Consider the following 26,280-nt stretch of genomic DNA (forward strand, 5'->3'; position numbering starts at 1 on the left):
CCCTTTATCAACACATTTGTATAAAGGAGACTGAACTCATGGTTATTACATATCTTTTATTTATCGTTGCCTATCTACTCGGTTCGATTCCATTTGCATTAGTCGTTGGAAAAATTGGTTATGGAATCGACATTCGTGAGCATGGAAGCGGTAATCTAGGCGGAACAAATACATTCCGTACATTAGGGAAAAAAGCAGGTTTTATCGTAACAATTGCTGACATTTTAAAAGGTACATTAGCAACAGGTCTACCGATTATTTTCGGGTCAGATATTCACCCACTATGGTTTGGATTAGCCGCTGTTCTTGGACATGTCTATCCGATCTTCGCAAAATTCCGCGGGGGGAAAGCAGTTGCAACTTCTGCTGGGGTGCTATTATGCTATTCACCAGTTGTTTTTGCAATATTAGCTGTTGTCTTTTTCAGCCTTTTATTTACAACAAGATACGTATCACTTTCTTCTATGATAACAGCTGTCGTTGCTGTTATTGCATCCATTGTTAGCGGGGATAAAATCTTCATTATTGCGATGTGTTTATTAGCAGGTATGGTTATTTATAAACACCGTGCAAATATCGGACGAATTATAAATAAAACTGAACCAAAAGCAAACTTTTCAAAAAAGCAAAAATAAGATCGTAACCCACATAACGCAAAAAGAAAACGTGAAGCATATTAATAGCGTCTTTTTGCGTTATTTTTTATACTAAAAGAAAAAGCAACATAATTTGGAGGAACTATACATGAATCTTTCCGTAACAAAAGAAGCAGCACAATGGTATAAAAACGAATTAAACTTACAATCGGGTGAAACAATACGCCTTTTCGTACAATACGGCGGTTGCAGTACTGTGCAAAAAGGACTTTCTTTAGGTATTCGTAAAGATGACCCTGCGCACCCTGCTGTTCAAACTCAAGAAGAAGGTATTAACTTCTTTATTGAAAGCGATGATGAGTGGTTCTTCGATGGACATAATTTATTAGTTACACTTAACGACGGTGATGATTTCCCTCAATTTAATTATGAAAAATAAAAAAGCGTGGCTTCTGCCACGCTTTTTTATTTCTTTTTAATTTCCTCATATTTCGCATACCACTCAGGATATAATTTTTTAAATGATACAGGGCGGAACCCTTCTTTTTTCGCACAAATATTCGTCGTGCTTGCAGTAATACAAAGTTCGCCATCACCATTATAAATTTCATATCCATATACAACGCGGAGCGGGCTCACAGTATCAACCCACGTTTTCACAATAGCTTTTTCTCCATAACGCATCGCTTTACGATATGAAATTTGTAAGTCTAACACAGGAGAAATAATTCCCTCTTTCTCCATTTCAACATATGAAAATCCTAAATCTTGTATAAGTTTCGTGCGCCCTAGTTCAAGCCACACTAAATAGTTTGAATGGTAAACAACACCCATTTGATCTGTTTCCGCATAACGGATTTCAACTTCATGTTCTGCTACAAACATTTCTATTCGCCTTCTTTCACTTCTGTTCCCTTGCATACATTTAATCATAATACAGTGGAATCAAAAATAAAATAAAAACAGTGAATCTTTTACCGAAAGGGGCAAGCACATGATTCAAATTGTAACTGTTCGTAGCGGTGATAGCGTATATAGTTTAGCCTCAAAATATGGATCTACACCTGAAGAGATTGTAAAAGACAATGGACTAAATCCAGCCGAAACACTCGTTGTTGGTCAGGCACTTATCGTTAATACGAAAGGCAATAATTATTATGTACAGCCTGGCGACAGCCTTTATCGAATTTCTCAAACGTATAACGTTCCTCTCGCCAGTTTAGCTAAAGTTAATAACCTTTCATTAAAATCTATTCTCCATGTCGGGCAGCAATTATATATACCGAAAGGAACAAAACGAGCAGTAGAATCCATTGCTTATTTACAACCTTCAACAATACCGATAAAAGAAAGTTTAGTAACTGCTACACGTGCTATCAACCCATTTTTAACATATTTAGCCTACTTTAGTTTTGAAGCAAAAAGAGACGGTACATTAAAAGAACCAACCGAAACAGCGAAAATCGCTAATATTGCAACGCAAGGTAAAACCATCCCTATGCTCGTTATTACAAATATCGAAAATGGAAATTTCAGTGCCGATCTGACCTCGGTTATTTTACGCGATGCAACAATTCAAAACAAGTTTATTACTAACATTTTGCAAACAGCTGAAAAATATGGCATGCGAGACATTCATTTCGATTTCGAGAGTGTGGCACCTGAAGATCGCGAAGCCTATAATCGTTTTTTACGAAATGTGAAAACACGCTTACCTAGCGGGTACACATTAAGTACAACGCTTGTACCGAAAACAAGTTCCAATCAAAAAGGGAAATTTTTTGAGGCTCACGATTATAAAGCACAAGGACAAATTGTTGATTTCGTCGTCATTATGACATACGACTGGGGTTGGCAAGGTGGCCCACCAATGGCGATTTCCCCTATTGGTCCTGTGAAAGAAGTACTTCAATATGCAAAATCTCAAATGCCTCCACAAAAAATTATGATGGGGCAAAATTTATATGGATTTGATTGGAAACTTCCGTTCAAACAAGGGAATCCACCCGCAAAAGCAGTTAGCTCTGTCGCAGCTGTTGCACTTGCTCGTAAATACAATGTTCCTATCCGCTATGATTTCACAGCCCAAGCTCCACATTTTAATTACTTTGATGAAAACGGCGTACAACACGAGGTTTGGTTTGAAGATTCGAGGTCTATTCAAAGTAAATTCAATTTAATGAAAGAACAAGGCATTGGCGGTATTAGCTATTGGAAGATTGGTCTACCATTCCCACAAAATTGGCGTTTACTCGTTGAAAACTTTACAATTACGAAAAAAGGCTGACGAAAGTCAGCTTTTTAAATATTTTTACAATATTATCCAAACGCGAAAAAAGGAGAATGATGACATTCTCCTTTTTTTAACCGTTATCAACAATTGGTTGTTTGCCAGTTTGGTCTTGCATTTGCTTCCCTTTATTGCCACCAGCTTTTTTCGATTGTGTTCCAATTTGATTTGGTGCAAAGTCTTTTGAATTTTTTTTCGGATTACCCATTACTATCGCCTCCTTAACACTAGTATCGTACTAGTGTTAAGAATTATTCAGCCTGCTTAAAAAGTTTCATTTCATAACGTTTTTCAATTCGTTTTTCAATTCGATCCATTGCATCACGATCGCTTAATAATTGTTGTTTATTTTCATTTACAAGTTCTTCAAACGATCTACGGCGACTTCTTCTCATGTTGCTCACCCTTTCTTCAACGCTTTCTTATTACATAGTATGAGCAAATGAAAAACTCTTTAATCAGATTTGCAAGAAAATTTTATGTTTTGATAAAAAATCCCATGCGCATATATTGCACATGGGATTTTTTACACCATCATATTTAAATATTTTTTAATTTCTTCATCCGCATTTACTTTATTTGCTCTATATTCATCCAGCGCTCGTAATACAGAATCGTATTCTTCTACAATGTAGCTCTCTAGCTTCAAAATGTCCTCTACACTGTCAATCATAATTCTCGTGTTGCCAATCTCACTTTTCAATGCTGCCTCGTATGTTAAGCTCGTACAAATTTCTCTTACATCGTCTTCCATTTTTTCTGTTAACACATATTTCTTTCGCCCTTTGACCTTTAACCTTATAATTGGGTAAAAAGCTTTTATATCTAAATAACTCCCAACATTCATACAACGAATCCAATCAATATCACGTTTATTTCGTACAAGCATTTCTTTTACCGCTTCAAATACCGCTGTTTCATCAAGTACTTCCTTATTCGCTTTTCTTTTTCCTTCTTCTTCAACAGCTGCACAATTTTGATAAACAGCCGCACACGTAATACAGTCGTCAAATGCATTATGAGAACTTAAGCGAATTCCAAGCATTCGTTTTAACGTTTCAAGTTTATGATTAGGCGCATGCTTCATATATTTTTTCGCTAAAAACACAGTATCAATAACGTTATTTTTAGGCTCAGGTAGTCCAAGCATATTTACATTACTCTTTAAAAAACGCATATCAAAAGAAGCATTATGTGCCACGATAATATTTGTATCTAGAAATGCCAAAAACAAAGGCAATACTTCTGCAATTGTTGGTGCGTCTGAAACACGATAATTCGTAATACCTGTTAAACTCGTAATTCGGCTCGGAATTGGACGCTCTGGATTCACATAAGAAACAAATTGATCTACTAGTTCATGATTATGATATTTCACTGCTGCGACTTGAATAATTTTATCATTATAAGGGTTAAATCCTGTTGTTTCAAAATCAATTACAACATAATCTAACGGTAAGGATATATTCCCCACTCCAAACACTCCTTTACCTCTAAACGTTTATATTTCTTTTATCATAACATGCTGCTATCACTACGTGAAAAAGAAAAGGCAGAAATGGTAACTTTCCACCTCTACCTTTTCACCGTTATTTTAATTTAGCAATCCGTTTCTCCATCTCTTTTTGCGTCATCGGTCCAATGAACTTATCTTGAATGACACCTTCTGTATCAATAAAATAAGAAGTTGGAATGGTAATTACTTTATACGCTGTTGTCACATCAATGTTCTTGTCCAATAAAATAGGAAAAGTAATTCCTTTTTCTTTAGCGAAGTTCCTTACCTTTTCTTCTCCCCCTCCTTTTTCTGAAGGAGTATAGTTTATAGCTAAAATTTCTACGTTTTCTTTATGTTCTTTATAAAAGGCCTCCATATCAGGCATTTCTTGCTGACAAGGCCCACACCACGTTGCCCAAAAGTTTAAAATAACTTTCTTTCCTTTTAACTCGGATAACTTTACATTCGTTCCATCTATCTTTGCTAATTCAAAATCTGGTGCGCTCTTTCCAATTTCAATACCGTTCCTTGCGAAAATCTCTTTCATAGCAGCTTCACTTTTGGCAGGCTTTTCTTGCATTACTTGATCCTCTTTACCAAACTGTTCATAAGCTGCATATCCCGCTAAACAAAGTAACACTACAATAATGGTAAGCTTCCGCCACATATTATATCACCCTTACGTGTTTATCTTCTTATAACATAATTAACTACATACTATATACCTTATTTTAGCTTATACGGACAAGCTTGGAAATATTCACAGTCGAAATAGTCGGAATATTTTTAACTAAGATGAAGTATTTCCCTTTTTATCCTTTTTGGCAAGAAGACTCCATCTGATTTGTGTTACGGGTGAAACCCAACAATTCAGGTGGAGATGAATTGCCGTCAGAAGGTAGGTTGAACGCTTTTGTTTCGTTCATAACAATTTTCCCGGGGCGAATATTTGTTTCTTTTGTCTTACGATATAATCTGCCCCTAGATAAGGAGGGAATATATCGTAAGACAACGAAATTGGATAATAATAATCATTTGGTTACTTGAGGCAAAAGGAATTATGATGAAGGCCATGTTCAAATTTTGTTCCGTTCCGTTTCAAATATTGATTTGTCAAAAGTAATGAACTCTCTACGAAAGGTGGTGAAAACAATGGTTAGAAAGAAAGCAGTGAAAGTATTACGGAAACAAAAGAAAAGAGAAACCATGCAACGATTCACGCAGAAACAGAATATCGGACGAGCTTGTCTTACAGCTAAAGAATTCCGCTTACTGCAACGCATGTCACATAGTTCAAAAGCGTTGCGAAATGTTGGATTGTACACGATTAAACAAAGTTATCTGAATAATAACAAGATGGCTACTATAAAAGAAGTGGACACTGCCATGCAAGCCGATATGAACTACTCGGGCGTCCAATCAAACTCTGTTCAAGCGATTCGTAGAGCCTTATTTACAGAAGTAAAAAGCTTTTTTAAAGCATTGGAACAGTGGAAGAAAAAACCTGAAACCTTCACAGGTCGTCCTAAGTTTCCGAATTATTCTCGTTCAACTGACAAACGAATTATTGAAATCTATCAAGTTCCAAAGGTGGATGATAACGGGTATTGGATGATTCCAATGAATGTTGCATTCAGGAAAAAATTCGGTTCCATTAAAATACGTATGCCTAAAAATGTAAGAAATAAGAAAATCTCCTACATTGAGATTGTACCGAAGCAAAAAGGTCGGTTCTTTGAGGTGCATTACACATATGAGATGCACGTTTCTCAAATGAAGAAACCATTCACGACTACTAGTAATGCTTTGAGTTGCGATTTAGGTGTAGACAGATTAGTAAGTTGTGCGACAAATACAGGTGATACATTTTTAATTGATGGAAAAAAACTTAAATCCATTAACCAATACTTCAACAAAATGATACGTAATCTACAACTGAAAAATATGGAAAATGGACTTTCAAAACGTGTTGTAACGAACCAAATGGCTGCACTTTGGCATAAACGAGAACGACAAATAAATGGTTACATTTCACAAACTGTAGGCCTGTTGTTCAAAAAAGTGAAAGCATGCAACATAGATACGGTTGTCGTAGGGTATAACGCGGGTTGGAAACAAAAATCTGATATGGGAAAAAAGAATAATCAAAAATTTGTTCAAATCCCGTTTCATAAACTGATTGCAGCGATTGAGAATAAATGTATAAAAGAAGGCATCCGATTTTTAAAACAAGAAGAAAGCTATACTTCAAAAGCTAGTTTTCTTGATAAAGATAAGGTTCCAGTTTGGTCTAAGGAGGATAGGACGCATTATCACTTTAGTGGCAAACGAATCACTCGTGGTCTGTACCAAAGTAAAGCAGGAACATGTATCCATGCTGATATTAATGGTGCATTGAATACATTGCAAAAATCAAAAGTTGTAGAATTGGATGAAAATCTTAAAGTGAAAACGCCGATTCTATTAGAAGTGCAAACACGTAAGGCTGTTGCTTCGCGCATAGCTTAGTGGGTGCGTCAACCATCCATGTGTACTCGACTTGTCGGGGCTTGTAGCACACGCCGGATTCATCTGAGTGGTGGCTTCTTCCATAAGGAAGAACTGCTCTTTTTCGAAAGGGTGGTGCAAGTGGGGAAACGATTGTTCGTTTCTAGTACCAACCAAAAACTTACTTGGGGTGTTACCATAAGGTGGCATGAATTCTAGAGCGTCAACTGTCTAGCGATAGACGAAAAGACCTAGCGTTCTAACTCAAGCCCCCACTGAAACGCTTTATCTCAGTGGGGGTAGTTGACCATATAATTAGAAATAAACACAAAACTTTCGAGGTGATATGTATTTTACAATTACTTATCAACCCTTTTACTTTTGTTTTCTTCACTTTGCCATTACTATGTATTTGTTTTAGCGGCTTGCTATATAAATTCAAATGGGCTGCTATTATTATTTCTTTTACTGTTCCACTTATATTTTTCATTATCGTCTCGGGATTTGATATACACCTAGCTTTACAAAACTTAGACGCTTGGATTGTTTATAGTGCTGTTTATTCTGTACTTTCCTACATAACAGCAGCGCTAATACGAAGAAAACTGCACATGTAGAGCTTTCAAAAAGGGGGATTTTTATGAATTTATTTGAAAAAATACTATTATATATTCTTAGTTTTATATTTTCCCCAATCGGGATTATCACTTGGATCATCTCGCTCTTCAGTAAAGATCCCGAAAAAAAGCAAGTTGGACGTATTTGTCTCTATATCGCTTTAATCTCATTTATCCTTTTAGCTGGTCTCGGTATTCTTAGTTTCTTCACGATGACTACCACCACTACTATACAATAGTTACAGAAAGGATGATTATTTTGGGAGAACATCCTATAAGTAAAGAACTTCGCTATATACGAATATGTTTAGTTGTTTTAGTAATCGTTCTTTTATTTTTCAACGGTGAAAGAGTTGTTGAAATTTCTACAAATCATGATGCCGTAGAAAACGTTTCAACCAGTAATATGACACAGATTGCTGAAAATACATTTGCTATTCAAGAATATAATCCATCACTAAGTAGCGAACGTACGGTCAAAATTTTCAAATATAATCCGGATACAAATCAACTTACTCTAGTCAAAGAGTTTAGCACTAACGATACTGAGTCTTATACGTATCAACTTAATAAGAGTGAATAAAGATAAGAGCGCTATATAGCTCTTATCTTTTTATTAGCATCTCTTTAAACAATGACTTATACGTTAATAATTCTCTAGGATCCCCGCATTCCACAATAATTCCATTCTTCATGACCACAATCCGATCCGCTATCATCGCCCTCTCGACATCATGTGTCGTCACAATTCTCGTTACATTCCCCTCTAGCCCTCTAAGCATATTCCAAACCACTTCTTGATTGCTCAGATCTAATCCCGCAGTCGGTTCATCTAGAATAATGAGATTCGGATTTGATACAATCGCTCGCAATAACGCAAGACGCTTTCTCTCTCCTCCTGAAAACTCTTCACCGCTTTTATGTAGTACAGTCTGAATCCCTTTAGATAAACTCCTAATAATTGACTTCGCATTTACAAGTTCAATATTTTTTTCTAACTGTTTTTCTAAGACCCCTTCCCCGAAATACATATTCTCTTTTACTGTCGTCCGAAAGAAACGAGGTTCTTGCCACACTGTAGTCATACGAGCCCCATTACCATAATAAACAATGCTACCGTTAGATGGTTTATACAAACCCGTTATTAATTTTAAAAGCGTTGTTTTTCCTGCCCCACTTTCCCCCACAATAATAACGAGTTCGCCAGGATTAATTTGTAAATGTATATTTTTAATTCTACATCTCTCTTCACCGTTCTCTTGAAATGAAACGTTTGTTAATTTCATTCCCATCGCTCTTTCTACATTTCTGTCGTCAGCTCCTATATTTAAAAAACAAAAAACTCGATTTGCCGAAGCAATAGCAACTTGTGTCATCATCAATAAATCACTCGCATAACGAACGGGGAAAAATAACATCTCAATTGTAGCTAATACCGCCACAAGCGAACCGACTTCCATATCCCCTTTTATTATTTTTTTTGCTCCTACAATAAGAACAACTATATATGCTCCTGTTTCTATTACCGTTCCAACTATCCCAATACAATGTTGTATCATCGTCTTCTTTACTTCCGTTTTATAAGATTGTGCCGTCACTCCTTTAAACAAATGAATTGCCCATTTTTCTTTTTGTAAACTACGTAAATCTTGTATACCTTTTACAAACTGTGACATCATCTCTACAACACTTGATTGATTTTTTTGAGCAATACTTGCAATATTTCTTACTTTCCCCCCCATAATCATTGGAACAATTGCACTTAAAAATAAAAACGGGGTTATCCACCATATGAACTGTACATCGATATGTTGTAGAGCTATGAACGCACCAATAAATTGTGCAATGGCGTGGATGTATTCTATTAATATAGATCCATATAACCTTACCCAATTCGGAATATCAGAAACGACTAATGTTTCTAACTCCCCTTGTTTTACCTTCTCACTTTCTTCAAACGGTAATAAGAAAAAATGACGTAATACATCTATACGCTTCTCTCGTAATATTCGCTGACTTACTTTTGAGCTTACATAATCAAATAACAGATTGTTCACCCACATCAAAAAGCGGCTCCCCGCAAACAAAGCAATATATACATACGTACCTTTTAAGTCCCGCTGAATAAGGTTATCTACAATTAGCCCCATAAATAGCGGACGGGATAAATTTAAAATGGCAGCTACTATTCCGCTACAAATCGCACTAATTAGCAATAGCTTTTCTTGCAACAGCGGCAACATTATTCTTCTATACTCATTCATTGTCATTCCTCCAATTTTGCATAATAAAAGGAAAGGGATGAAACCAAGTGGTTTCATCCCTTTCCCTCTGTACATAAAGTAAGAAAGCTAACAAATGTTAGCTTCCTTATCATTCATTTCAATTATTTAGTTTGATACTTTAGACTCTTCGATTTTCGAACGAAGAACCATTTGCAAGATACCACCGTGACGGTAGTAGTCAATTTCAACTTCACTATCAAAACGAGCCACTACTTCAAATTGCTTCTCTTTGCCTTCTGCATCGATTGCAACTACTTTTACAAGATCGCGTGGTCTAACCGTTTTGTCAATTTGAATTTCAAATGACTCATCACCAACAAGACCTAATGTTTCAGCACTGTCGCCATCTTTAAATTGTAATGGTAATACGCCCATTAATACTAAGTTACTGCGGTGAATACGCTCGAAGCTTTCTGCGATTACTGCTTTAATACCTAATAAGTTTGTACCTTTCGCAGCCCAGTCACGAGAACTTCCCATACCGTAGTCTTTACCAGCAACAACTAGAAGGCCTGTGCCATCTTCTTTATATTTCATAGCAGCATCATAGATAGATGTTACTTCACCAGTTGGCCAATATGTTGTATATCCGCCTTCTGTTCCTGGTGCGATTTGGTTTTTAATACGGATGTTTGCGAATGTACCACGCATCATAACTTCATGGTTACCACGACGAGAACCGTAAGAGTTAAAGTCAACTGGTTGTACGCCGTTTTCTAGTAAATAACGTCCAGCTGGCGTGTGCTTACCAATTGAACCTGCTGGTGAAATGTGGTCTGTTGTTACAGAATCACCAAATTTACCAACTATGCGTAAACCTGATAACGTTTCAACTTCACCCGGCTCTTTAGATAATCCTTCGAAGAACGGTGGGTTTTGAATGTATGTTGAATCATTATCCCAAGTATATAAAGCTTCATTTGAAGTTTGGATTTCATTCCAGCGTTCATTGCTGTTAAATACTTGTGCATATTCTTTTTTGAACAATTCAGATGTAACAACACTTTGAACTACATCTTCAATTTCTTTAGCTGATGGCCAAATATCATTAAAGTAAACAGCATTACCATTTACATCTTTACCGATTTCATCATTTTTCAGGTCAATATCAACAGTACCTGCAAGTGCATATGCCACAACAAGTGGTGGTGATGCTAAGTAGTTTGCCTTTACAAGTGGGTGAATACGACCTTCAAAGTTACGGTTACCAGATAAAACAGATGTTACTAATAAATCATTTGCTGCGATTGCTTCTTCTAATTCCTCTGCTAATGGACCAGAGTTACCGATACAAGTCGTACAGCCGTAACCAACTGTTTGGAAACCTAATTGATCTAAATACGTTGTTAAACCAGACTTATCTAGGTACTCTGTAACAACTTTAGATCCTGGTGCTAACGATGTTTTTACGTAACCAGGTACTTTAAGTCCTTTTTCAATTGCTTTCTTCGCAACTAACCCTGCTCCAATTAACACGTACGGATTTGACGTATTTGTACAGCTTGTAATTGCAGCGATTGCAATTCCACCTGTTTTCATCGTTACTTCTTGATCTTTCAATGTAACTTTCACTTCTTTATCGAACTCTTGCTCATTGAATCCAAGTCCTTGTGTTCCAACTGGTGCTACAACAGCTTTATGGAACTCCTCTTTCATATTTGAAAGTGGGATTAAATCTTGCGGACGTTTCGGTCCAGAAAGATTAGATTCAATTGTATTTAAATCAATTTCAACAAGATCAGTATAGATTGGATCTTTGCTGTCTGCTGTATAGAATAAGCCATTTGCTTTACAATATTCTTCAACAACGCGAATTTGCTCTTCATCTCTACCTGTTAAACGTAAGTATTCTAATGAAATGTCGTCGATTGGGAAGAATCCACAAGTTGCACCGTATTCTGGTGCCATATTTGAAATTGTTGCGCGGTCAGCTAAAGGCATGCTCTTTAGTCCATTACCGAAGAACTCAACAAATTTACCAACTACACCTTTTTGACGTAATACTTGTGTTACTTTTAATGCAACGTCAGTTGCTGTTGTACCACTTGGAAGTGTACCAGTTAATTTCACACCAATTACTTCAGGTACTGGGAAATATGAAGGCTGTCCAAGCATTCCTGCTTCTGCTTCAATACCACCAACGCCCCATCCAAGAACACCGATACCATTAATCATTGTTGTATGTGAGTCTGTTCCAACTAATGAATCTGGGTATGCAACTAAGTCACCTTCAGCATTTTTCACCGCATGAACAACCGGTGCTAAATATTCAAGATTTACTTGGTGTACAATACCTGTTGCTGGTGGAACTGCACGGTAGTTATCAAATGATTTCTGTGCCCAGCTTAAAAATTTATAACGTTCTTCATTACGTTTAAACTCTAAGTCCATGTTGAATGCAAGCGAGTCTGCCGTACCCGCTCTATCAACCTGTACAGAGTGGTCAATTACAAGGTCTACAGTAATTTCAGGATTAATTTTGTCAGGATCCCCACCCATGTCTGCCATTGCTTTACGAAGCGAAGCCAAATCTACAACAGCTGGAACACCTGTGAAGTCTTGTAAGATTACGCGAGATGGTTTAAACGGAACATCGATATCTTGAACATCTTTCGTTCCCCATTTCGCTAAATTTGTAACGTGTTCTTCTGTAATTACGCGTCCGTCTACTTGACGAAGTACAGATTCAAGTAAAACTTTCACGGAATATGGTAATTGAGATACGTTGCCAACCCCTGCGTTTTCAAGCGCTTTCAATTGATAATAATGATACGTCTTTCCATCTAGTTCAAAAGTTGCACGTGATTGAAATGGATTATGTTTGACCATTATGTTTCCCCCCTGTTAAACGTGACTAATTTGTCTGAATATAAAATGTAGACAAACTTTTCAATACCTTACGATAATATCTTATTACAACTTTCTAAATAAGTAAATAATAAGAAACTTATGGATTATAATAAGTTTTCTTTATCTTTCTAAATTTGAATAGTGTCCATGCTCCTTATAAATACTATTATTGTAAAGTAAAGCACTCTACTTTACGTTCATATATGTTATGAACAACTCATGATTCATCTATAAAAAATATTATAGAGGTGAGAAAAAATGGGTAAACGAAAAGCAAATCATACTATTTCAGGAATGAATGCTGCATCCGCACAAGGACAAGGAACTGGTTATAACGAAGAGTTCGCAAATGAACCTTTAACTCCGGCAGAGCGACAAAATAATAAAAAACGAAAAAAGAATCAGTAACGAAAAATCCCAAAAGGTATACCTTTTGGGATTTTCTCTAATGTTTATAACGTAACAACTCCGAAACTGTTACAAATCGATACCCCTGCTTTTTCAGCTCAGGTAAAATTTTTGCTAATGCCGCCACTGTTTGACTACGATCACTTCCTCCATCGTGCAACAGTACAATATCTCCACTTTTAGCATTTTTCACAACATGATTTACTATGGATTCTGTACCTGGATTCGCCCAATCACGAGGGTCTTGATGCCATGACCATAGAACAATTTGATACCCAGCTTTTTTTGCCGTAGTAAATACAGCATCATTAATATATCCACCTGGCGGACGGAACAATAAAGGTTCTTTCACCCATTTTTCAAAATATTTCTTTCCATTTAAAATATCATGTTCTAATTTTTCATCTGATGAATTACTCGCATACAAATGATTCATCGTATGATTTCCGATTTCATGCCCTTCTTTCAACACTTGCTTTACTAAGTACGGATTACGCTGAACTCGAAAGCCAATCATAAAAAAAGTCGCTTCCGCTTTATATTGACGTAATAACTCTAATACTTGCGGTGTATAAGTTGGGTCCGGTCCATCATCAAATGTAATTGCGATAATTTTTTCATTATTTGGTACTTCCCATGTTACATAGCCAGTTGGCTCTAGCTCTTTTCTTAACAACATTTTAGCTTCCACTTTGTCCACTTGAAATATATGTACTGCACAAATTAAAGAAAAAATTGATAGAATAATTTTTCGTTTCAGCATAGTAGCACTAAAAGTAATGAGATTGTTGAATTCACAACAACCTTTTCACTTTTCTATTTGATCTACATTTCGCATAATATTTTGGAGATTACTTTCATATTGCTCAAGTTGTGGACGCTGCGTTTCTGATGCTACTTCAAGTGCATTTTGAATTTGTTCGTACGCCTCTTGCACTTCTTGGCGTAACTCTTTTAAATCATGGCCGTAATTCGGGTCATTTTTCACAATATTATTGAATATATTTTCCGCTTGAACAACCCCTTGCTGCGCGGCCTGAAAAGCCTGTTGCTTATCTTTATGATATGGCATAACACTTTCCCCTTCCTATATGAGTTAGTCCTACTTATCTTTACCCGTTTCTCAAAAAACATTCTCGTATAAATTCGCAAACTTCTCTCATTCTAAATAGGGAGAGGAGGTGTAAAATACAATGGGTAAAAACAATAATCAATCTAATCGTCAAAACGAGAAAAAAGGGCAATCTTCTGGACAGCCCGAACCTTTAAGTGGATCTCACAAAGTTAAAAATCGTAATCATTCACGTCAAAAAAATCATGCACATCATGATATGTAAAGCAAAAGCATTCACACACACTGTATCTTTCACATAAAATGTTTATATTTTTCTATTTGTTCTTCACCTCTATTTCATTCATGCATAACATAGTATGAATTGAGATTTTACGGAGGGTGTCTTTCATGGGCAAGAAAAAGAAGGATTGTCTTTTTCATGTTGATGGTTTCGAAGAATGGATGGATCAATTTTGTTCTGATTCTTGTAGCAACTTTAGTTTTCCAAATCAAATTCATATTGACCTTTGTGAAACAGAACAAGAATACATTTTGGAAACAGATGTACCAAATGCAATTGCACAAAATGTACTCATTAAAAAGATGGAGACAGGCCTAAACATTTGTATACTTTATAAAAACACTTCTTTACAGCGGATTGTTCCTTTACCTACTAATATCATTTATAACAAGATGCTAGCCTGTTTAGAGAATGGATGTTTAGCCATTCATATTTCCAAAAACGAAGTTGCCAATAAACATGAAGAGAAAGTCTTTTTTCGAATTAATGATTGATATAAATATAAGCCCGAGCAACCTTTTAGTTTGCTCGGGCTCATGTTATTTCGCATGTATTTCTATTTTAGAATTTCTAATATATCTTTTTTTCATTAAACCTTTTGTCACTAAAAGAACTGGGAACGCTATGCTTGAAAATATAGCTAATATTAAAAATACTATAAAGCCATTTTGATATCCATAATGATCGAGAAGTATCCCGCCAAACCAAGGACCAATTACTACTCCAATTCCTGAAAATCCCATAGCTCCAAAATATGTCCCTTTCAAATGTGGAACAGCTATCTCATCAATAAATACATCTGTCATTGAAAACATTAATACTTCTCCGAATGTAAAAATAATTGTACATATAGCAGCCCCTAACATAGATTCTACTAGTCCAAATCCAAACAATCCCCCGCTCACAAATAACGTTCCAACCATAATAGATGCTAACGGCGTATACTTTTTACACATTTGAATAACAGGGTATTGAATAACTACTACTGTAATCGCATTTAAAGTTAGCATATATGAGAACAACTTTACTCCATCTTGAAATATATGTGCGTTTGCAAAATATTGAGATAGTGTCGTCGTTAAATGTGAAAAACCACTATTACTCAAAATGATTCCGACTAAAGCAACTAAAAATACTATGTCTTTTCGCAAAATCCGAACCGCACTTAACATTGTGACCGGATTTTCTGTAGCTACTTTCTTTTTATCAAGTGGATATTTCTTAAATTGAAACGCTAATATAACTGTATATAAAATGTACACTCCAGCGGCTACTAAAAAAGGAATCGTTGATTTTGCACTTCCAATCTGTAATCCAACAAGTGGACCCATCGCTACTCCAACATTTATCGCACCGTAACGCAAATTATATACGAGTAAACGATACTCTGGTTTCGTTAAATCTGATAATAAAGCTCTTGATGTCGGTTCAAAAAAAGAACGACATAAGCCATTCAAAGCGTTTAATAGAAAGAAACTCAAAACATGCTCTGCAACTGAAAATCCTATAAATACAAACACCCAAACAATCATGGACCATATTATAATCATCTTTCGACCAAATCGATCCGATAAATTGCCCCCAATAAAACTAGCAAACACTCCAACAAGCGCACTCGTTCCAATGATAGCACCGGTCATTCCAGCCGATACGTCTTTAACAGTCGTTAAATAAATCGCTAAAAAAGGAATGCTCATTGAAGTTGCAAACCTAGCAAATAATGTCCCTATAATGATACTCATTCCAAGTGGATGAATATTTTGTAACTTCCCCTTCATCTTTAAACCTACTCTCCCTTTTCCTACATAAAAAAAGAAAGCAAAGGATCTGCTTTCTTTTTCCTTTTTCTATACTTGAGATGTTTATACCCGAGCTGTTCTCGTTATTTCCATATCAATTCCATATGTAAACTGTAGTTCTTTACAAACATCTTTAATCAAAATAGCTACGTTATACTTTTCATTAAATTCTAAAACAATGCTTTCTACTTCTTCATATGTATACTTATATTCGCCAGTAATTACACTTTTTAAATCAAAGCATTCATTAATACAAAGCTGGACGAGTAATTGTTCATACTTCTCTATGACATCTTCTTTTTTCCAAAGTAACTCCTTTACATATAACCGATCAAATTTCACACTTTCTCGATTACAATCCGTTAAAATCCGGGTCATCTCATTTAATTCTCGATATAATTCGGAAATATTTCTGCTTAAACTAAGCAATTTATCTACGCCGTTTTCATATGGCATTTTCATTCCCCCCCGCATTTTCTTCTTATTATAGCAAGAAAATTCTAAAAATAGTTTCTTTCTTCTGAAATATTAGGAAACTAATTTCAATTGCTTTACAATGAAACTAGCTAACACGAAAGGGGAAAGAAAATTGGAGAAAAAATTATATTACATCGATGCTTATCAGCAAACCTTTACAACTAAAGTTATAAAACAAGCGCATGATACAGAAGGAAACTTATATGTTGTCTTAAATGAAACTGCATTTTATCCAACAGGCGGTGGGCAACCACACGACACTGGAACCTTAAATGGTATTCCGGTAAGTAACGTTGAAGAAGTAAATGGAGAAATTCGTCATTTCATAATAGAACAATTACATACAGAAGAAGTAGAGGGTAAAATAGATTGGGAGCGCCGTTTTGATCATATGCAGCAACATACGGCTCAGCACATTTTATCTGCTGCTTTTTGGGATTATTTTAACATACCGACGATCGGATTCCATCTTGGAAAAGAAACTATAACCATTGATTTAGAAACTGCTAACCTTTCTACAGAAACTGTTGAGAAGGCCGCACAAATTGCTAATCAAATTGTTTTTGAAAACCACCCTATTCGTATTAAATGGATGAACTTAGAAGAGGCCAAAGCATTACCCCTTCGCAAAGAACCGACTATGACAGAAAATATACGGGTTGTTATCATCGAAAACTATGACTACAACGGTTGTGGTGGAACACACCCGAAACATACAGGTGAAGTAGGCCCTATTCAAGTACTAGGATGGGAGCGCAATAAAGGTGGTATACGCTTAACATTTATTGCTGGTTGGCGTTCTCTTAAATTAATGGGACAACATCAACAAATATTAACAGATGTTTCTAAGCAATTGAACAGTAGCGAAACTGATATTCCAGTAAAAGTGGCACAACTTCTTACCTCTCAAAAAGAAAACGAAAAGGCAGTACAAGCAATGAATGAAAAACTATTATTTGTAGAAGCAAATGAACTATTGCAACAGCCTTTAGAAATACACGGTGGAATACTTATTTCTAAAGTATTTACAAACCGCCCTATGCAAGAAATTGCAAAACTGTCTGCTATTATTACAGAACAACAAGAACACGCAATTACATATTTCGTTATTGAAAATGAGGGGAAATTACAATGTATTCTTGCTTGTGGTAAAGCAGTGACACTCGATATGAATACACTTTTAAAAGATGCCCTCCCTTCTATTGAAGGAAAAGGCGGAGGAAATAAAAAGAGTGCTCGCGGCGGAGGAAAAGCGGTTATGACTGGGAACGAGTTTTTAAATCAACTTGTTTCTTCTTTACAGTCAGCAGTGTAAATTATTTTATGAATGGGATGTCATTGAACTGGATGATATCCTCTTTGCTGCTTTGCTTCATACATAGTAATACAGTAAATGAAATTATATTAACGATTTTTCAAATATATCTATCATAAATCAAAATATATCAACGATTCTATAAGAAATATCGATTTTCCAACAAAATACGAGAATAAACACAACTTATAGAGTAAGAGGAGGCTGTTCTAAAGTAACAGCCTCCTCTTATGTTTACAAACCAATATTTTGTTTTAATCCTTGATAACTTCCTGCGTTCAAGAACTTTTCAGATGCAAGTTTAATGAACTTCTCAGAAAAACCATATCTACTCAATTCTTCTATCGCTACCATTTGTACATCATGAATTGGATTAAGATCAAATTCATTAGACGGAAGCTTGATTTCACCTGCAATCCTTTCAAGCAGAAATGTAATATGCAATAAAGATGGGGTAGCATCTGGTTTATCACAAACATAGAGTAGTCTCTTAATCTTAACTTCTAATCCGGTTTCTTCTCTCATTTCTCGAATCATCGCTTCTTCTAACGTTTCACCGTTCTCTACTCTTCCCCCAGGTAAAGACCAATTCCGATTCACAACTTTTTGTTTTACTAGCAATACCTTTTCACCTTCAATTAAAATCCCAGTAACACGAACTTGCATTACATTTTCCATATGTAATCTCCTCTTCCTATTAAATTTATAAATTAATCCTTCCACAAAAAGAACATACGTTTTATAATTAAAGGAAATTATGGAAGAAAGAAGTTGTTATATGCATGCGCCCACCTTTAACAAAGCCTATATCCCTTGAAGATTTCCAAAACTATTATTGGTTAAAAACAGAACTGCAAACATTTTGTCGTGAGCATGATTTACCAGCTAGTGGCTCTAAAATCGAAATAACCGAGCGTATCTCACACTATTTAACTACAGGTAAAATATTAAAAAACTGTTCTCATCAAAAGGTAAGTAAAGCTTCCCTCTCTTATAAAGATCTTTCTCTTCAAACAATTATTACTGAAAATCACCGCTGTAGTGAAGATGTGCGTGCTTTTTTCAAAGAAAAAATTGGAGCAAACTTCCGCTTTACAGTAGCCCTTCAAAAATTTTTTAAAAAGAATACCGGAAAAACGTATGAAGACGCGATAACGTTTTGGTACGAAGAAAACGAACGTAAAAAAGAACCATCCTATAAAACAACTATCGGTACACAGTTTGAATACAATCGTTTTACTCGCGCTTTTTTCGAAGACCCATACAACAAAGGAAAATCAAAAACAGATGCTATCGCTGCTTGGAACAAAATAAAAGCAAAACCTGGTAACAACGTCTATATTCCTGAAAAAGTAGAAAACTAGTTATCTTGCTAGTTTTCTACTTTCTCAAATAATAGAGCAAGCCCTATCCCTCCCCCAATTCCTAATGTAGCAATTCCATATTTCATATACTCTCTTTTAGCCTGATAAAACAAGCGCGTTACAAGCATAGCTCCAGACGCACCGTACGGATGACCAAGTGCTATTGCACCACCATTTACATTTAACTTTTCATACGGAATTTGTAACGTTTGCGCACATGCAACAACTTTAGCGGCGAACGCTTCATTCATCTCAATACAATCAATATCTTCTATTACTAAATTCATTTCTCTAAGTAGTTTTTGTACGGCAAATATCGGACCAGTTCCTGGAAGATTTGGGTCAACTCCAACTACAGCACTATGAACGAAACGAAGAACTGGCTTGTACCCTAATTTCCGAGCTTGCCCCTCTTCCATTACAAGAACAGCACATGCCCCGTCATTTACACCACACGAATTCCCTGCTGTTACCGTTCCATTTTGTAAAAATACAGGTTTCGTTCTCTTAATCATTCTTTCATAATTCATTTCTCGCTTTATAGATTCATCTAATAATCCATTAAAATAATGAGGTAATATCTCTTCTTGTATATATCCTTTTTCTAATGCTTGCAGCGTTCTTTTATAGCTAAGACAAGCATATTCATCTTGCATCTCTTTTGTTATGTTATATTGCTCTGCAACATACTCAGCTGCCACTCCCATATCAGGATCCCCAATTGTTTCAGGCGAAAACCGCGCTCTATTTTGAAAAGGTGACGTACTTGTACTCTCTACGCCCCCAGCAATATAACAATTACCTGCATCCCCTTGAATAAAATGACACGCAGTACGAATTGCTTCCAATCCAGCGCCGCATTGCCGGTCAATCGTTACACCAGGAATATGATAACCAAGCCCAGCTTCTAAAGCAGATAATCTTGCAACATTACCTCCCGGTCCAACAACATTCCCTAATATAACATCGTCTATTTCTCTCTCAATTCCTTTACTTAAAAACGTAAGAAGTGTTGCTGCTAATTGCTGAACTTCATAATCTTTCAACATCCCATTTTTTTTACCAATAGGTGTTCTCTTCGCTTCTACAATAACCGCCCTATTCATATATCTTCTCCCGGTTTTCAATCATACTTTTTGCTGCATTGCGAGCTATTTTCCCGCTATTTGTATAAGGTATTTCATCAACAAAGTACCATTCTTTCGGTATTTTAAAAGATGATAATCGTTGTAAGCAAAAACTCTTTAATTGTTGCTTTGTAGCACTTCCTTTTACGATAGCGACAGGCTTTTCACCCCAGTAACTATCTTCTACACCAACCACAACTATTTCTTCAACAGCTGGATGCGTATATAACACACTTTCTATCTCTTCTGGGTAAATATTGATTCCTCCAAATAAAATCATATTCTTCTCTCTACCAACAATATATATAAAGCCTTCTTCATCTTGGTAGCCCACATCCTGCACTGTCATCCAGCCACCTTCGGACAATTGCGGGATTATAGCTCCATCCGATACATAGCCCATAAAAAACTGATCACTTTTCACATACACAGTTCCTACCTCACCTGTCTGTACTTCTTCTCCTGCTTCATTACATATTCGAACTTGTACATTATGACAAGGTTTCCCTACTGAATTCGGTTTTCTTTCACTCTCTTCATCAACCAATGCCGTTACAAAGCTTAGCTCAGACGCACCATAAAACTCATATCTTTTTGCATAAGGAAGCACATTCTTCATCTTCTCTTTTGCTTCAACTTCCCATTTCGCTCCTGACGAAATAATTTTCATTTCACTTTCAATTACTTTATTTTCTTTATACAAAGACTCAAGCATTGTAGGAACTGTATACATTACAGAAATATTCTCTATCTTTATACTAGATAGCACTTGAACTGGTACAAACTTTCTCATTATGTGTACCGTTTGTCCTAGAAATAATGCACTTATTGCCCCGTATAAGAAAAGAGAATGAACAAGCGTCCCAGCTATTAAAATAGAATCTTCCTTTTTCATATAAAAATCATGTACATTACAATCAAAACTATGTACCCACGACTGTTGAGCACGTAAAAACGCTTTTGCTTTTCCAGTCGATCCTGATGTAAATCCCATATAAAAAGGAGCGTTTTGTACATTTTCTACAGAATGATATGCAGGAAGATAGTTCTCAATCATTTCTTTCCATTCTTCAATCTCAATAATCCTTCCTTCTTCGCACGATATATCACTAAGCCTATACTGCTCCGCCACAATAATATCCGGTCTACTAATCGCTATTCTTTCTTTAAGTTCATCTCGTTTCCATTTTATATCTAGCGGCACACAAACCCATCCAGCCATTGCGGAACCTGCAAATATTTGTAAAAATCCCATACTATTCTCTAATAAAATTGCTATCGTTTTATTCTGCGATTCTTTTTCATTCAACCAGTTTGCTACTTTACAAACTGACTCAAACCATTCTTTATATGTTAAAACTCGATCATTTTCCTTTAGCGCTATTTTATTTGGTTGTAAAGAGGCATGTTTTTTATATTCTTTCGTAATTCCCATATGAGATGTCCTTTCTCTACAAAATAATAAAAAGAAACACGCAATGAACGTGTTTCTTCTCTTTCTTATCTCGCATTTGTATATTTCCCACTCTTTAGAGCAGGCGTAATAATATGTTTCAATGAGCGATGTAATCTTGTCACAAGAATCGCTGCTATAATTGCTTTTATGCAATCCCCCGGTAAGAACACAGCACTTACTTTCATCGTTTCCCATACGGAAACCCCCATTAAGAAAGCTTGTACAGTAATACCAAATACATAAACTACGAAAATACCACCAATTATATTAATGCATAGTACTTTTATAATAGAAACTTCACGTAAACGCTCAATTAAATATCCAATGACAAACGCTCCAACGATATAACCAAGTAAATATCCTGCACTTGGTCCAACAAATACACCTGGCCCCCCGCGTCCACCAGCAAGTAATGGTGCTCCCACTCCAACTATAAGTAAGAAAATAAGCTGACTTAACGCACCGAGACGTGAGCCTAACAACCCACCAGCAAGCATAACACCGAGTGATTGTAATGTAATTGGAACTGGTGTAATAGCAAGAGCAATTGGAGGTATTAACCCTAACACTCCCATAATAGAACTAAATAAAGCGACGAAAACTAAGTTTTTTGTATTCATATTTGCTTCTCCTATTTGTAAACTTAAATTAGATTTTAGATAACATATTATAGGAGTTATATTATCTTTCCCTTCGACATTTGTCAACCGTAACTAAAAATAAGTTTACAAATAAAAGTTCGGTTATTTCTCTTTATGCAAATGCTCAAGTTCTTTTCGAAGTGCCTGTTTTAAAAACTTCCCAACAGATGTTTTCGGTATTTCTTCCATAAATACAATATCGTCTGGTAACCACCACTTCGCAAACTGTGGTTTTAAAAATTCATATAGTTCTTCTTTTGTAACAGTACTATTTTTCTTTTGTACAACGCAGGCAACTGGACGCTCTTGCCACTGCGGGTGTGGAATTGCAACGACAGCCGCTTCAAATATAGCATCATGTGCCATTAAAGCATTTTCAAGATCCACTGAAGAAATCCATTCTCCTCCGCTTTTAATAACATCTTTCGTACGATCAACAATTTTCACGCAGCCTTCCTCATCAACTGTAACAACATCACCAGTATATAACCAACCGTCTCGGAATCCTTCGACAGTACGATCATCGTTATAATAGCTTTCAGCGATCCAAGGTGCTCGTAAACATAACTCTCCCATCTCAGTACCATCCCACTTCACTTCACCGTTTGTACCTACTACTTTCATCTCTACACCAGGGACAAGATATCCTTGTTTTGAGCGGATTTCTAATTGCTCTTCATATGATAATTCTGTTTCATAACTTTTTAAACGTGCAAGTGTTACGAGCGGGCTTGTTTCAGTCATACCATATGCATGTACGAAAGGAACATTATATTTTTGCTCAAATGCTTTAATAACGCTTTTCGGTGCAGCAGCACCACCGCATAATATTCTCGTTATACTAGATAAATCGTAACTATTATTTTCTAACTCTTGTAATACACCGAGCCAAATTGTCGGCACACCTGCTGCTATCGTTACTTTTTCAGCTTGAATCATCTCTAATAAAATTTTCGGAGTAAACATTGGTCCTGGCAGAACTTGTTTAGTTCCAAACCAAGTAGCTGCAAAAGGAAGCCCCCAAGCATTCACGTGGAACATTGGTACAATTGCCATAGCCGCATCACTTTCCGATAAAGCAGCTGTATCGGCTAAACCGAGTGCCATACAATGCAAAACCGTACTACGATGCGTATAAACAACGCCTTTTGGATTCCCTGTAGTCGCTGACGTATAACACATACCAGCAGGTGTATTTTCATCAATATCTTTTACAAATTGGAAATTGGGATCGCCTTCTTCTAATAGCTTTTCATAATGATATACAGGCTCCAGTGTAGTTTTGGGAAGTTCGTCTTTATCAGTCATAATAATGTAGGCTTGTACAGTTGATAATTGCGATTGAATATTTTCAACAAGTGGTACGAGATCTTCATCAATGAGTAAAATGCGATCTTCTGCGTGCTGAATAATGTATGAAATATGTTGAGGAGATAAACGAATATTAATTGTGTGTAAAACGGAAGCAACACCTGGAATAGCAAAATATGCTTCTACATGTCGATGATGATTCCACGCTAACGTTCCTATGCGCTCGCCTTCTTTAATCCCAAGCTTTGTTAACGCACTGGAAAGTCTTCTTGTCCTTTCCCCTAGCTGCTTATACGTTAAGGTCGTAACTGTATCATGCGTCCGTGAAATGATTTCTTTCTTCGGGAATAGTTTTTCTGCCCTTTCCATCATAGAACTAATTGTTAGAGGTACATTCATCATCATATTGTTTACATCCTCCCTTTAAAGCGTTTTCATTTCTGTATATTATAACAGACTTCTACAAAAAATTACGATATTTTTCTGTATTTTCTGAATTATTTCTTTGGAAATAATTCTAATAAATAAAAACCATGTTTTGAATACATACGATACAAAACATGGTTCTCTCCTATTTAAAAACTATCTACCTTTTTTCTTACTTTCTTTTTTAATTTAAAAATGACACGATTACTATATTCTTTATTTTCTACTAAAATCCGATACATCTCCCACACTCCTACAACACGAACAAAAAGATAGACTCCAATAGCAATAAGTACAACACAGTACGGATAATACTGCACTAATTCGCCTGAAGTGATATGCTTTTTCTCAAATAAAAATGGTATCGCTCCTGCTGCAATAAAACAAAATCCAACAATCATCACTGCAGCATACCTCTTCTTAATTACTTCATATCTTTTTGTCAATTCTTTTAAAAAGTTTTGATCAAATAGTAATTCTTCTTTTTTTAATACATTGTATCGACTCTCTTCTATCGTTGCAGGTACCATCATTGCTCCAATTCCAAGGACAGCAATAATAATGACAAGAAATGTCGACATTGTTACATCTTCTTTGAATAATAAATACGGTATTGTAGATAAAATAAGCAAACTAAACCCTAACGCGATATATTTTGAAATCTTTTGTCCGTACACTATATACCCTTCTGCCATTTCCGTACTTACATAATAACCATGTTCAGTTTCATTAATTTGTTCAGCAGTTTCTTTTAATAAGTAATCAAGAGATACTTCAAATACATTTCCAATCATTATTAACTTTTCAGTTTCAGGAAATCCTTGACCGTTTTCCCATTTACTAACTGCTTGCCTTGTTGTGTTTAATTTCTCAGCTAATGCTTCTTGAGAAAGGCCCTTTTCCTTTCTTAATTTAAAAAGCTTTTCACCAAATCCCATATGTGTGTCCCCCTTTGTTTTCTTAACTAAATTGTATGCAAACATTGCCCCTATCTCTATCTTCCTGCGGTTGCACTTTGTCAACTTACGGTTGCGATTGTGTTATATAGCGGTTTTCTATACGATTTAGCTAGTTTTCTTCTATGATTGTGGTATTAAGAAAAACAATATTCCTCAATAACCAATTATAACAATTAAAGGTAATTATCGTTATATATAAAACAAAAACCCCCTTATTCAATTAAAGGAGTTTTCAATATAAAATATTTCATTGATTCATATATCTTTTCCTAGATATACAATACCTCTTCGTATCACGATACTTACCTTTAATGAACAGATCCTTTTGAATTGTACAATCGTATTCCATATTCAAACGTTTCATTAATTTTTCAGATGCTTCATTTTCTGAATTACATCCTGCTTCAATACTATTAAGACGTAACTCATTAAAACCATAGCTAAAAAAAGCTGAAGCCGCCTCGGTAGCTAATCCTCTACCCCAATATTTTCGTGATAAGGCGTATGCAATTTCCGCTTTATGTTCAGTTACATCATATTTTATAAATCCACAAGTCCCTATGAGTTTTTGTTCCTCTCTTAATACAATTCCAAGGGGAGCTACTTTTTCTTTCTCATATTGACTCACAATTTCTTCTATATATTTTTGTGTGTCATGTAACGATTGATGAGCATCCCATACTGTATACGTTGACATTTCTTTATCTGAGGCATACTCATATATATGTAAAATATCACTCATATTAATTCCCCTTAATATAAGACGTTTCGTATACAACGCTGGATATGACCACTTCTCAACAATCATAGCGGCTTCTGCTTAAACCTTTCATAATTCCGTACCTTTAATGAAAGGATATTCCCGCAATCTGTACAAATATAAGCATCCACTGGTGAAGATGTGAACATCGTTTCCTTTTTCCGTATTTGTGCATAACCGATAAACTCACCTTCTCCTATGTTTTGAGAACCGCAATGAGAGCATGTCTGCACGTCTTTCTGTTTCATGAGAGCACCAC

The 26,280-nt window shown here is 35.8% G+C and carries 30 protein-coding genes; 11 read left to right on the top strand and 19 right to left on the bottom strand.

Annotated elements, in window-relative coordinates; all coding sequences use genetic code 11:
• Positions 1-38 precede the first annotated feature (38 nt).
• Together plsY and MR155_RS15285 are read left to right on the top strand one after the other, a co-directional pair.
• Positions 39-635, top strand: a complete 597-nt coding sequence (gene plsY, locus MR155_RS15280; RefSeq protein WP_002014306.1) for a glycerol-3-phosphate 1-O-acyltransferase PlsY — start codon at positions 39-41, stop codon at positions 633-635.
• A gap of 109 nt (positions 636-744) precedes the next feature.
• Positions 745-1,035: a HesB/YadR/YfhF family protein gene (locus MR155_RS15285; protein WP_002014303.1), complete on the top strand. Its 291-nt coding sequence runs from the start codon at positions 745-747 to the stop codon at positions 1,033-1,035.
• A 26-nt stretch (positions 1,036-1,061) separates the two neighbouring features.
• Here the strand turns inward: MR155_RS15285 and MR155_RS15290 are convergent, their stop codons facing one another.
• Positions 1,062-1,481 carry an acyl-CoA thioesterase gene (locus MR155_RS15290; protein WP_000495812.1) on the bottom strand — a complete coding sequence of 140 codons (420 nt, stop codon included), beginning with the start codon at positions 1,479-1,481 and terminating at the stop codon, positions 1,062-1,064.
• Between the two features lie 109 nt (positions 1,482-1,590).
• On the opposite strand from MR155_RS15290, the gene MR155_RS15295 reads away from it, so the two are divergent.
• Positions 1,591-2,883 (top strand): glycoside hydrolase family 18 protein, encoded by a 1,293-nt coding sequence (locus tag MR155_RS15295; protein WP_002014302.1) that lies wholly within the window; start codon positions 1,591-1,593, stop codon positions 2,881-2,883.
• Positions 2,884-2,959: 76 nt separating this feature from the next.
• Here the strand turns inward: MR155_RS15295 and sspN are convergent, their stop codons facing one another.
• The 4 genes from sspN to MR155_RS15315 all read right to left on the bottom strand — a co-directional run bounded on the left by sspN (position 2,960) and on the right by MR155_RS15315 (position 5,051).
• The gene (sspN, locus tag MR155_RS15300) at positions 2,960-3,094 is read right to left on the bottom strand and encodes an acid-soluble spore protein SspN (protein WP_000527988.1); all 135 of its coding nucleotides are present in this window, start codon (positions 3,092-3,094) and stop codon (positions 2,960-2,962) included.
• 43 nt (positions 3,095-3,137) lie between these two features.
• Positions 3,138-3,281, bottom strand: coding sequence for an FbpB family small basic protein (locus MR155_RS15305; protein WP_002014298.1), 144 nt, complete (start codon positions 3,279-3,281; stop codon positions 3,138-3,140).
• Positions 3,282-3,412: 131 nt separating this feature from the next.
• Positions 3,413-4,360, bottom strand: coding sequence for a 3'-5' exonuclease (locus MR155_RS15310; RefSeq protein ID WP_242310433.1), 948 nt, complete (start codon positions 4,358-4,360; stop codon positions 3,413-3,415).
• A 115-nt stretch (positions 4,361-4,475) separates the two neighbouring features.
• The gene (locus MR155_RS15315; protein WP_002087785.1) at positions 4,476-5,051 is read right to left on the bottom strand and encodes a TlpA family protein disulfide reductase; all 576 of its coding nucleotides are present in this window, start codon (positions 5,049-5,051) and stop codon (positions 4,476-4,478) included.
• A 485-nt stretch (positions 5,052-5,536) separates the two neighbouring features.
• Here MR155_RS15315 and MR155_RS15320 point away from each other — a divergent pair, with 485 nt between their 5' ends.
• The 3 genes from MR155_RS15320 to MR155_RS15330 all read left to right on the top strand — a co-directional run bounded on the left by MR155_RS15320 (position 5,537) and on the right by MR155_RS15330 (position 8,071).
• Entirely contained in the window at positions 5,537-6,892 is a 1,356-nt protein-coding gene (locus tag MR155_RS15320) for an RNA-guided endonuclease TnpB family protein (RefSeq protein WP_242310435.1), read from the top strand.
• 619 nt (positions 6,893-7,511) lie between these two features.
• Positions 7,512-7,727: a hypothetical protein gene (locus MR155_RS15325; protein WP_002121369.1), complete on the top strand. Its 216-nt coding sequence runs from the start codon at positions 7,512-7,514 to the stop codon at positions 7,725-7,727.
• An 11-nt stretch (positions 7,728-7,738) separates the two neighbouring features.
• Positions 7,739-8,071, top strand: a complete 333-nt coding sequence (locus tag MR155_RS15330) for a YmzC family protein (RefSeq protein WP_002033552.1) — start codon at positions 7,739-7,741, stop codon at positions 8,069-8,071.
• Positions 8,072-8,093: 22 nt separating this feature from the next.
• Here MR155_RS15330 and MR155_RS15335 read toward each other — a convergent pair whose 3' ends face one another.
• Together MR155_RS15335 and acnA are read right to left on the bottom strand one after the other, a co-directional pair.
• Positions 8,094-9,809 (bottom strand): ABC transporter ATP-binding protein, encoded by a 1,716-nt coding sequence (locus MR155_RS15335; RefSeq protein ID WP_242310437.1) that lies wholly within the window; start codon positions 9,807-9,809, stop codon positions 8,094-8,096.
• Positions 9,810-9,878: 69 nt separating this feature from the next.
• Positions 9,879-12,602 carry an aconitate hydratase AcnA gene (gene acnA / locus MR155_RS15340; protein WP_002014285.1) on the bottom strand — a complete coding sequence of 908 codons (2,724 nt, stop codon included), beginning with the start codon at positions 12,600-12,602 and terminating at the stop codon, positions 9,879-9,881.
• A 279-nt stretch (positions 12,603-12,881) separates the two neighbouring features.
• Between acnA and sspO the strand changes: the two genes are divergently transcribed.
• Positions 12,882-13,031 (top strand): acid-soluble spore protein SspO, encoded by a 150-nt coding sequence (sspO, locus tag MR155_RS15345; protein ID WP_000518057.1) that lies wholly within the window; start codon positions 12,882-12,884, stop codon positions 13,029-13,031.
• Positions 13,032-13,068: 37 nt separating this feature from the next.
• Here sspO and pdaB read toward each other — a convergent pair whose 3' ends face one another.
• A complete protein-coding gene (gene pdaB / locus MR155_RS15350) occupies positions 13,069-13,794 on the bottom strand; it encodes a polysaccharide deacetylase family sporulation protein PdaB (protein ID WP_002066634.1) in 726 nt (241 codons plus the stop codon).
• 45 nt (positions 13,795-13,839) lie between these two features.
• Complete coding sequence (locus MR155_RS15355) at positions 13,840-14,103, bottom strand: hypothetical protein (RefSeq protein ID WP_002014282.1); 264 nt, start codon at positions 14,101-14,103, stop codon at positions 13,840-13,842.
• 121 nt (positions 14,104-14,224) lie between these two features.
• Here MR155_RS15355 and MR155_RS15360 point away from each other — a divergent pair, with 121 nt between their 5' ends.
• Both MR155_RS15360 and MR155_RS15365 read left to right on the top strand, forming a co-directional pair.
• Complete coding sequence (locus MR155_RS15360; RefSeq protein ID WP_002014281.1) at positions 14,225-14,368, top strand: small acid-soluble spore protein P; 144 nt, start codon at positions 14,225-14,227, stop codon at positions 14,366-14,368.
• Between the two features lie 125 nt (positions 14,369-14,493).
• Positions 14,494-14,880, top strand: coding sequence for an Hsp20/alpha crystallin family protein (locus tag MR155_RS15365; protein WP_219303300.1), 387 nt, complete (start codon positions 14,494-14,496; stop codon positions 14,878-14,880).
• A gap of 45 nt (positions 14,881-14,925) precedes the next feature.
• Here MR155_RS15365 and MR155_RS15370 read toward each other — a convergent pair whose 3' ends face one another.
• Together MR155_RS15370 and MR155_RS15375 are read right to left on the bottom strand one after the other, a co-directional pair.
• Positions 14,926-16,164, bottom strand: coding sequence for an MDR family MFS transporter (locus MR155_RS15370; RefSeq protein ID WP_002014277.1), 1,239 nt, complete (start codon positions 16,162-16,164; stop codon positions 14,926-14,928).
• A gap of 84 nt (positions 16,165-16,248) precedes the next feature.
• Positions 16,249-16,641 carry a hypothetical protein gene (locus MR155_RS15375; RefSeq protein WP_002137716.1) on the bottom strand — a complete coding sequence of 131 codons (393 nt, stop codon included), beginning with the start codon at positions 16,639-16,641 and terminating at the stop codon, positions 16,249-16,251.
• A gap of 133 nt (positions 16,642-16,774) precedes the next feature.
• On the opposite strand from MR155_RS15375, the gene MR155_RS15380 reads away from it, so the two are divergent.
• Positions 16,775-17,977, top strand: coding sequence for an alanyl-tRNA editing protein (locus MR155_RS15380; protein WP_242310439.1), 1,203 nt, complete (start codon positions 16,775-16,777; stop codon positions 17,975-17,977).
• 234 nt (positions 17,978-18,211) lie between these two features.
• Here the strand turns inward: MR155_RS15380 and MR155_RS15385 are convergent, their stop codons facing one another.
• Entirely contained in the window at positions 18,212-18,655 is a 444-nt protein-coding gene (locus MR155_RS15385) for an NUDIX hydrolase (RefSeq protein WP_219303302.1), read from the bottom strand.
• Positions 18,656-18,759: 104 nt separating this feature from the next.
• On the opposite strand from MR155_RS15385, the gene MR155_RS15390 reads away from it, so the two are divergent.
• Positions 18,760-19,341, top strand: coding sequence for a DUF6434 domain-containing protein (locus MR155_RS15390; protein ID WP_113936081.1), 582 nt, complete (start codon positions 18,760-18,762; stop codon positions 19,339-19,341).
• 8 nt (positions 19,342-19,349) lie between these two features.
• Here the strand turns inward: MR155_RS15390 and MR155_RS15395 are convergent, their stop codons facing one another.
• The 7 genes from MR155_RS15395 to MR155_RS15425 form a co-directional block, all read right to left on the bottom strand.
• A complete protein-coding gene (locus MR155_RS15395; RefSeq protein ID WP_219303303.1) occupies positions 19,350-20,447 on the bottom strand; it encodes an acetyl-CoA C-acyltransferase in 1,098 nt (365 codons plus the stop codon).
• On the bottom strand, positions 20,440-21,903 hold the full coding sequence (locus MR155_RS15400) for an acyl-CoA synthetase (RefSeq protein ID WP_113936083.1): 1,464 nt from the start codon (positions 21,901-21,903) through the stop codon (positions 20,440-20,442). The genes MR155_RS15395 and MR155_RS15400 overlap by 8 nt, the downstream gene beginning before the upstream one ends.
• Positions 21,904-21,968: 65 nt before the next feature.
• Positions 21,969-22,544: a biotin transporter BioY gene (locus tag MR155_RS15405; protein ID WP_113936084.1), complete on the bottom strand. Its 576-nt coding sequence runs from the start codon at positions 22,542-22,544 to the stop codon at positions 21,969-21,971.
• A gap of 123 nt (positions 22,545-22,667) precedes the next feature.
• Positions 22,668-24,281, bottom strand: coding sequence for a long-chain fatty acid--CoA ligase (locus tag MR155_RS15410; protein WP_242310441.1), 1,614 nt, complete (start codon positions 24,279-24,281; stop codon positions 22,668-22,670).
• Positions 24,282-24,451: 170 nt separating this feature from the next.
• Positions 24,452-25,240 carry a helix-turn-helix domain-containing protein gene (locus tag MR155_RS15415; RefSeq protein ID WP_002165275.1) on the bottom strand — a complete coding sequence of 263 codons (789 nt, stop codon included), beginning with the start codon at positions 25,238-25,240 and terminating at the stop codon, positions 24,452-24,454.
• A 268-nt stretch (positions 25,241-25,508) separates the two neighbouring features.
• Positions 25,509-26,069 carry a GNAT family N-acetyltransferase gene (locus tag MR155_RS15420; protein ID WP_242310443.1) on the bottom strand — a complete coding sequence of 187 codons (561 nt, stop codon included), beginning with the start codon at positions 26,067-26,069 and terminating at the stop codon, positions 25,509-25,511.
• A complete protein-coding gene (locus MR155_RS15425) occupies positions 26,066-26,269 on the bottom strand; it encodes a hypothetical protein (protein ID WP_033708017.1) in 204 nt (67 codons plus the stop codon). The genes MR155_RS15420 and MR155_RS15425 overlap by 4 nt, the downstream gene beginning before the upstream one ends.
• Between the last annotated feature and the right edge of the window lie 11 nt (positions 26,270-26,280).

It is taken from the genome of Bacillus cereus group sp. BfR-BA-01331, from assembly GCF_022663915.1.
In the GTDB taxonomy this organism is placed as follows: domain Bacteria; phylum Bacillota; class Bacilli; order Bacillales; family Bacillaceae_G; genus Bacillus_A; species Bacillus_A mycoides.

What these genes read in the sequence shown, in the direction of transcription:
- plsY (WP_002014306.1), top strand. Translation starts at nt 39, where the DNA reads ATGGTTATTACATATCTTTTATTTATCGTTGCCTATCTACTCGGTTCG.
- MR155_RS15285 (WP_002014303.1), top strand. Translation starts at nt 745, where the DNA reads ATGAATCTTTCCGTAACAAAAGAAGCAGCACAATGGTATAAAAACGAA.
- MR155_RS15290 (WP_000495812.1), bottom strand. Translation starts at nt 1,481, where the DNA reads ATGTTTGTAGCAGAACATGAAGTTGAAATCCGTTATGCGGAAACAGAT.
- MR155_RS15295 (WP_002014302.1), top strand. Translation starts at nt 1,591, where the DNA reads ATGATTCAAATTGTAACTGTTCGTAGCGGTGATAGCGTATATAGTTTA.
- sspN (WP_000527988.1), bottom strand. Translation starts at nt 3,094, where the DNA reads ATGGGTAATCCGAAAAAAAATTCAAAAGACTTTGCACCAAATCAAATT.
- MR155_RS15305 (WP_002014298.1), bottom strand. Translation starts at nt 3,281, where the DNA reads ATGAGAAGAAGTCGCCGTAGATCGTTTGAAGAACTTGTAAATGAAAAT.
- MR155_RS15315 (WP_002087785.1), bottom strand. Translation starts at nt 5,051, where the DNA reads ATGTGGCGGAAGCTTACCATTATTGTAGTGTTACTTTGTTTAGCGGGA.
- MR155_RS15320 (WP_242310435.1), top strand. Translation starts at nt 5,537, where the DNA reads ATGGTTAGAAAGAAAGCAGTGAAAGTATTACGGAAACAAAAGAAAAGA.
- MR155_RS15325 (WP_002121369.1), top strand. Translation starts at nt 7,512, where the DNA reads ATGAATTTATTTGAAAAAATACTATTATATATTCTTAGTTTTATATTT.
- MR155_RS15330 (WP_002033552.1), top strand. Translation starts at nt 7,739, where the DNA reads ATGATTATTTTGGGAGAACATCCTATAAGTAAAGAACTTCGCTATATA.
- MR155_RS15335 (WP_242310437.1), bottom strand. Translation starts at nt 9,809, where the DNA reads ATGAAACCACTTGGTTTCATCCCTTTCCTTTTATTATGCAAAATTGGA.
- acnA (WP_002014285.1), bottom strand. Translation starts at nt 12,602, where the DNA reads ATGGTCAAACATAATCCATTTCAATCACGTGCAACTTTTGAACTAGAT.
- sspO (WP_000518057.1), top strand. Translation starts at nt 12,882, where the DNA reads ATGGGTAAACGAAAAGCAAATCATACTATTTCAGGAATGAATGCTGCA.
- pdaB (WP_002066634.1), bottom strand. Translation starts at nt 13,794, where the DNA reads ATGCTGAAACGAAAAATTATTCTATCAATTTTTTCTTTAATTTGTGCA.
- MR155_RS15355 (WP_002014282.1), bottom strand. Translation starts at nt 14,103, where the DNA reads ATGCCATATCATAAAGATAAGCAACAGGCTTTTCAGGCCGCGCAGCAA.
- MR155_RS15360 (WP_002014281.1), top strand. Translation starts at nt 14,225, where the DNA reads ATGGGTAAAAACAATAATCAATCTAATCGTCAAAACGAGAAAAAAGGG.
- MR155_RS15365 (WP_219303300.1), top strand. Translation starts at nt 14,494, where the DNA reads ATGGGCAAGAAAAAGAAGGATTGTCTTTTTCATGTTGATGGTTTCGAA.
- MR155_RS15370 (WP_002014277.1), bottom strand. Translation starts at nt 16,164, where the DNA reads ATGAAGGGGAAGTTACAAAATATTCATCCACTTGGAATGAGTATCATT.
- MR155_RS15375 (WP_002137716.1), bottom strand. Translation starts at nt 16,641, where the DNA reads ATGCCATATGAAAACGGCGTAGATAAATTGCTTAGTTTAAGCAGAAAT.
- MR155_RS15385 (WP_219303302.1), bottom strand. Translation starts at nt 18,655, where the DNA reads ATGGAAAATGTAATGCAAGTTCGTGTTACTGGGATTTTAATTGAAGGT.
- MR155_RS15390 (WP_113936081.1), top strand. Translation starts at nt 18,760, where the DNA reads ATGCGCCCACCTTTAACAAAGCCTATATCCCTTGAAGATTTCCAAAAC.
- MR155_RS15395 (WP_219303303.1), bottom strand. Translation starts at nt 20,447, where the DNA reads ATGAATAGGGCGGTTATTGTAGAAGCGAAGAGAACACCTATTGGTAAA.
- MR155_RS15400 (WP_113936083.1), bottom strand. Translation starts at nt 21,903, where the DNA reads ATGGGAATTACGAAAGAATATAAAAAACATGCCTCTTTACAACCAAAT.
- MR155_RS15405 (WP_113936084.1), bottom strand. Translation starts at nt 22,544, where the DNA reads ATGAATACAAAAAACTTAGTTTTCGTCGCTTTATTTAGTTCTATTATG.
- MR155_RS15410 (WP_242310441.1), bottom strand. Translation starts at nt 24,281, where the DNA reads ATGATGATGAATGTACCTCTAACAATTAGTTCTATGATGGAAAGGGCA.
- MR155_RS15415 (WP_002165275.1), bottom strand. Translation starts at nt 25,240, where the DNA reads ATGGGATTTGGTGAAAAGCTTTTTAAATTAAGAAAGGAAAAGGGCCTT.
- MR155_RS15420 (WP_242310443.1), bottom strand. Translation starts at nt 26,069, where the DNA reads ATGATTGTTGAGAAGTGGTCATATCCAGCGTTGTATACGAAACGTCTT.
- MR155_RS15425 (WP_033708017.1), bottom strand. Translation starts at nt 26,269, where the DNA reads ATGAAACAGAAAGACGTGCAGACATGCTCTCATTGCGGTTCTCAAAAC.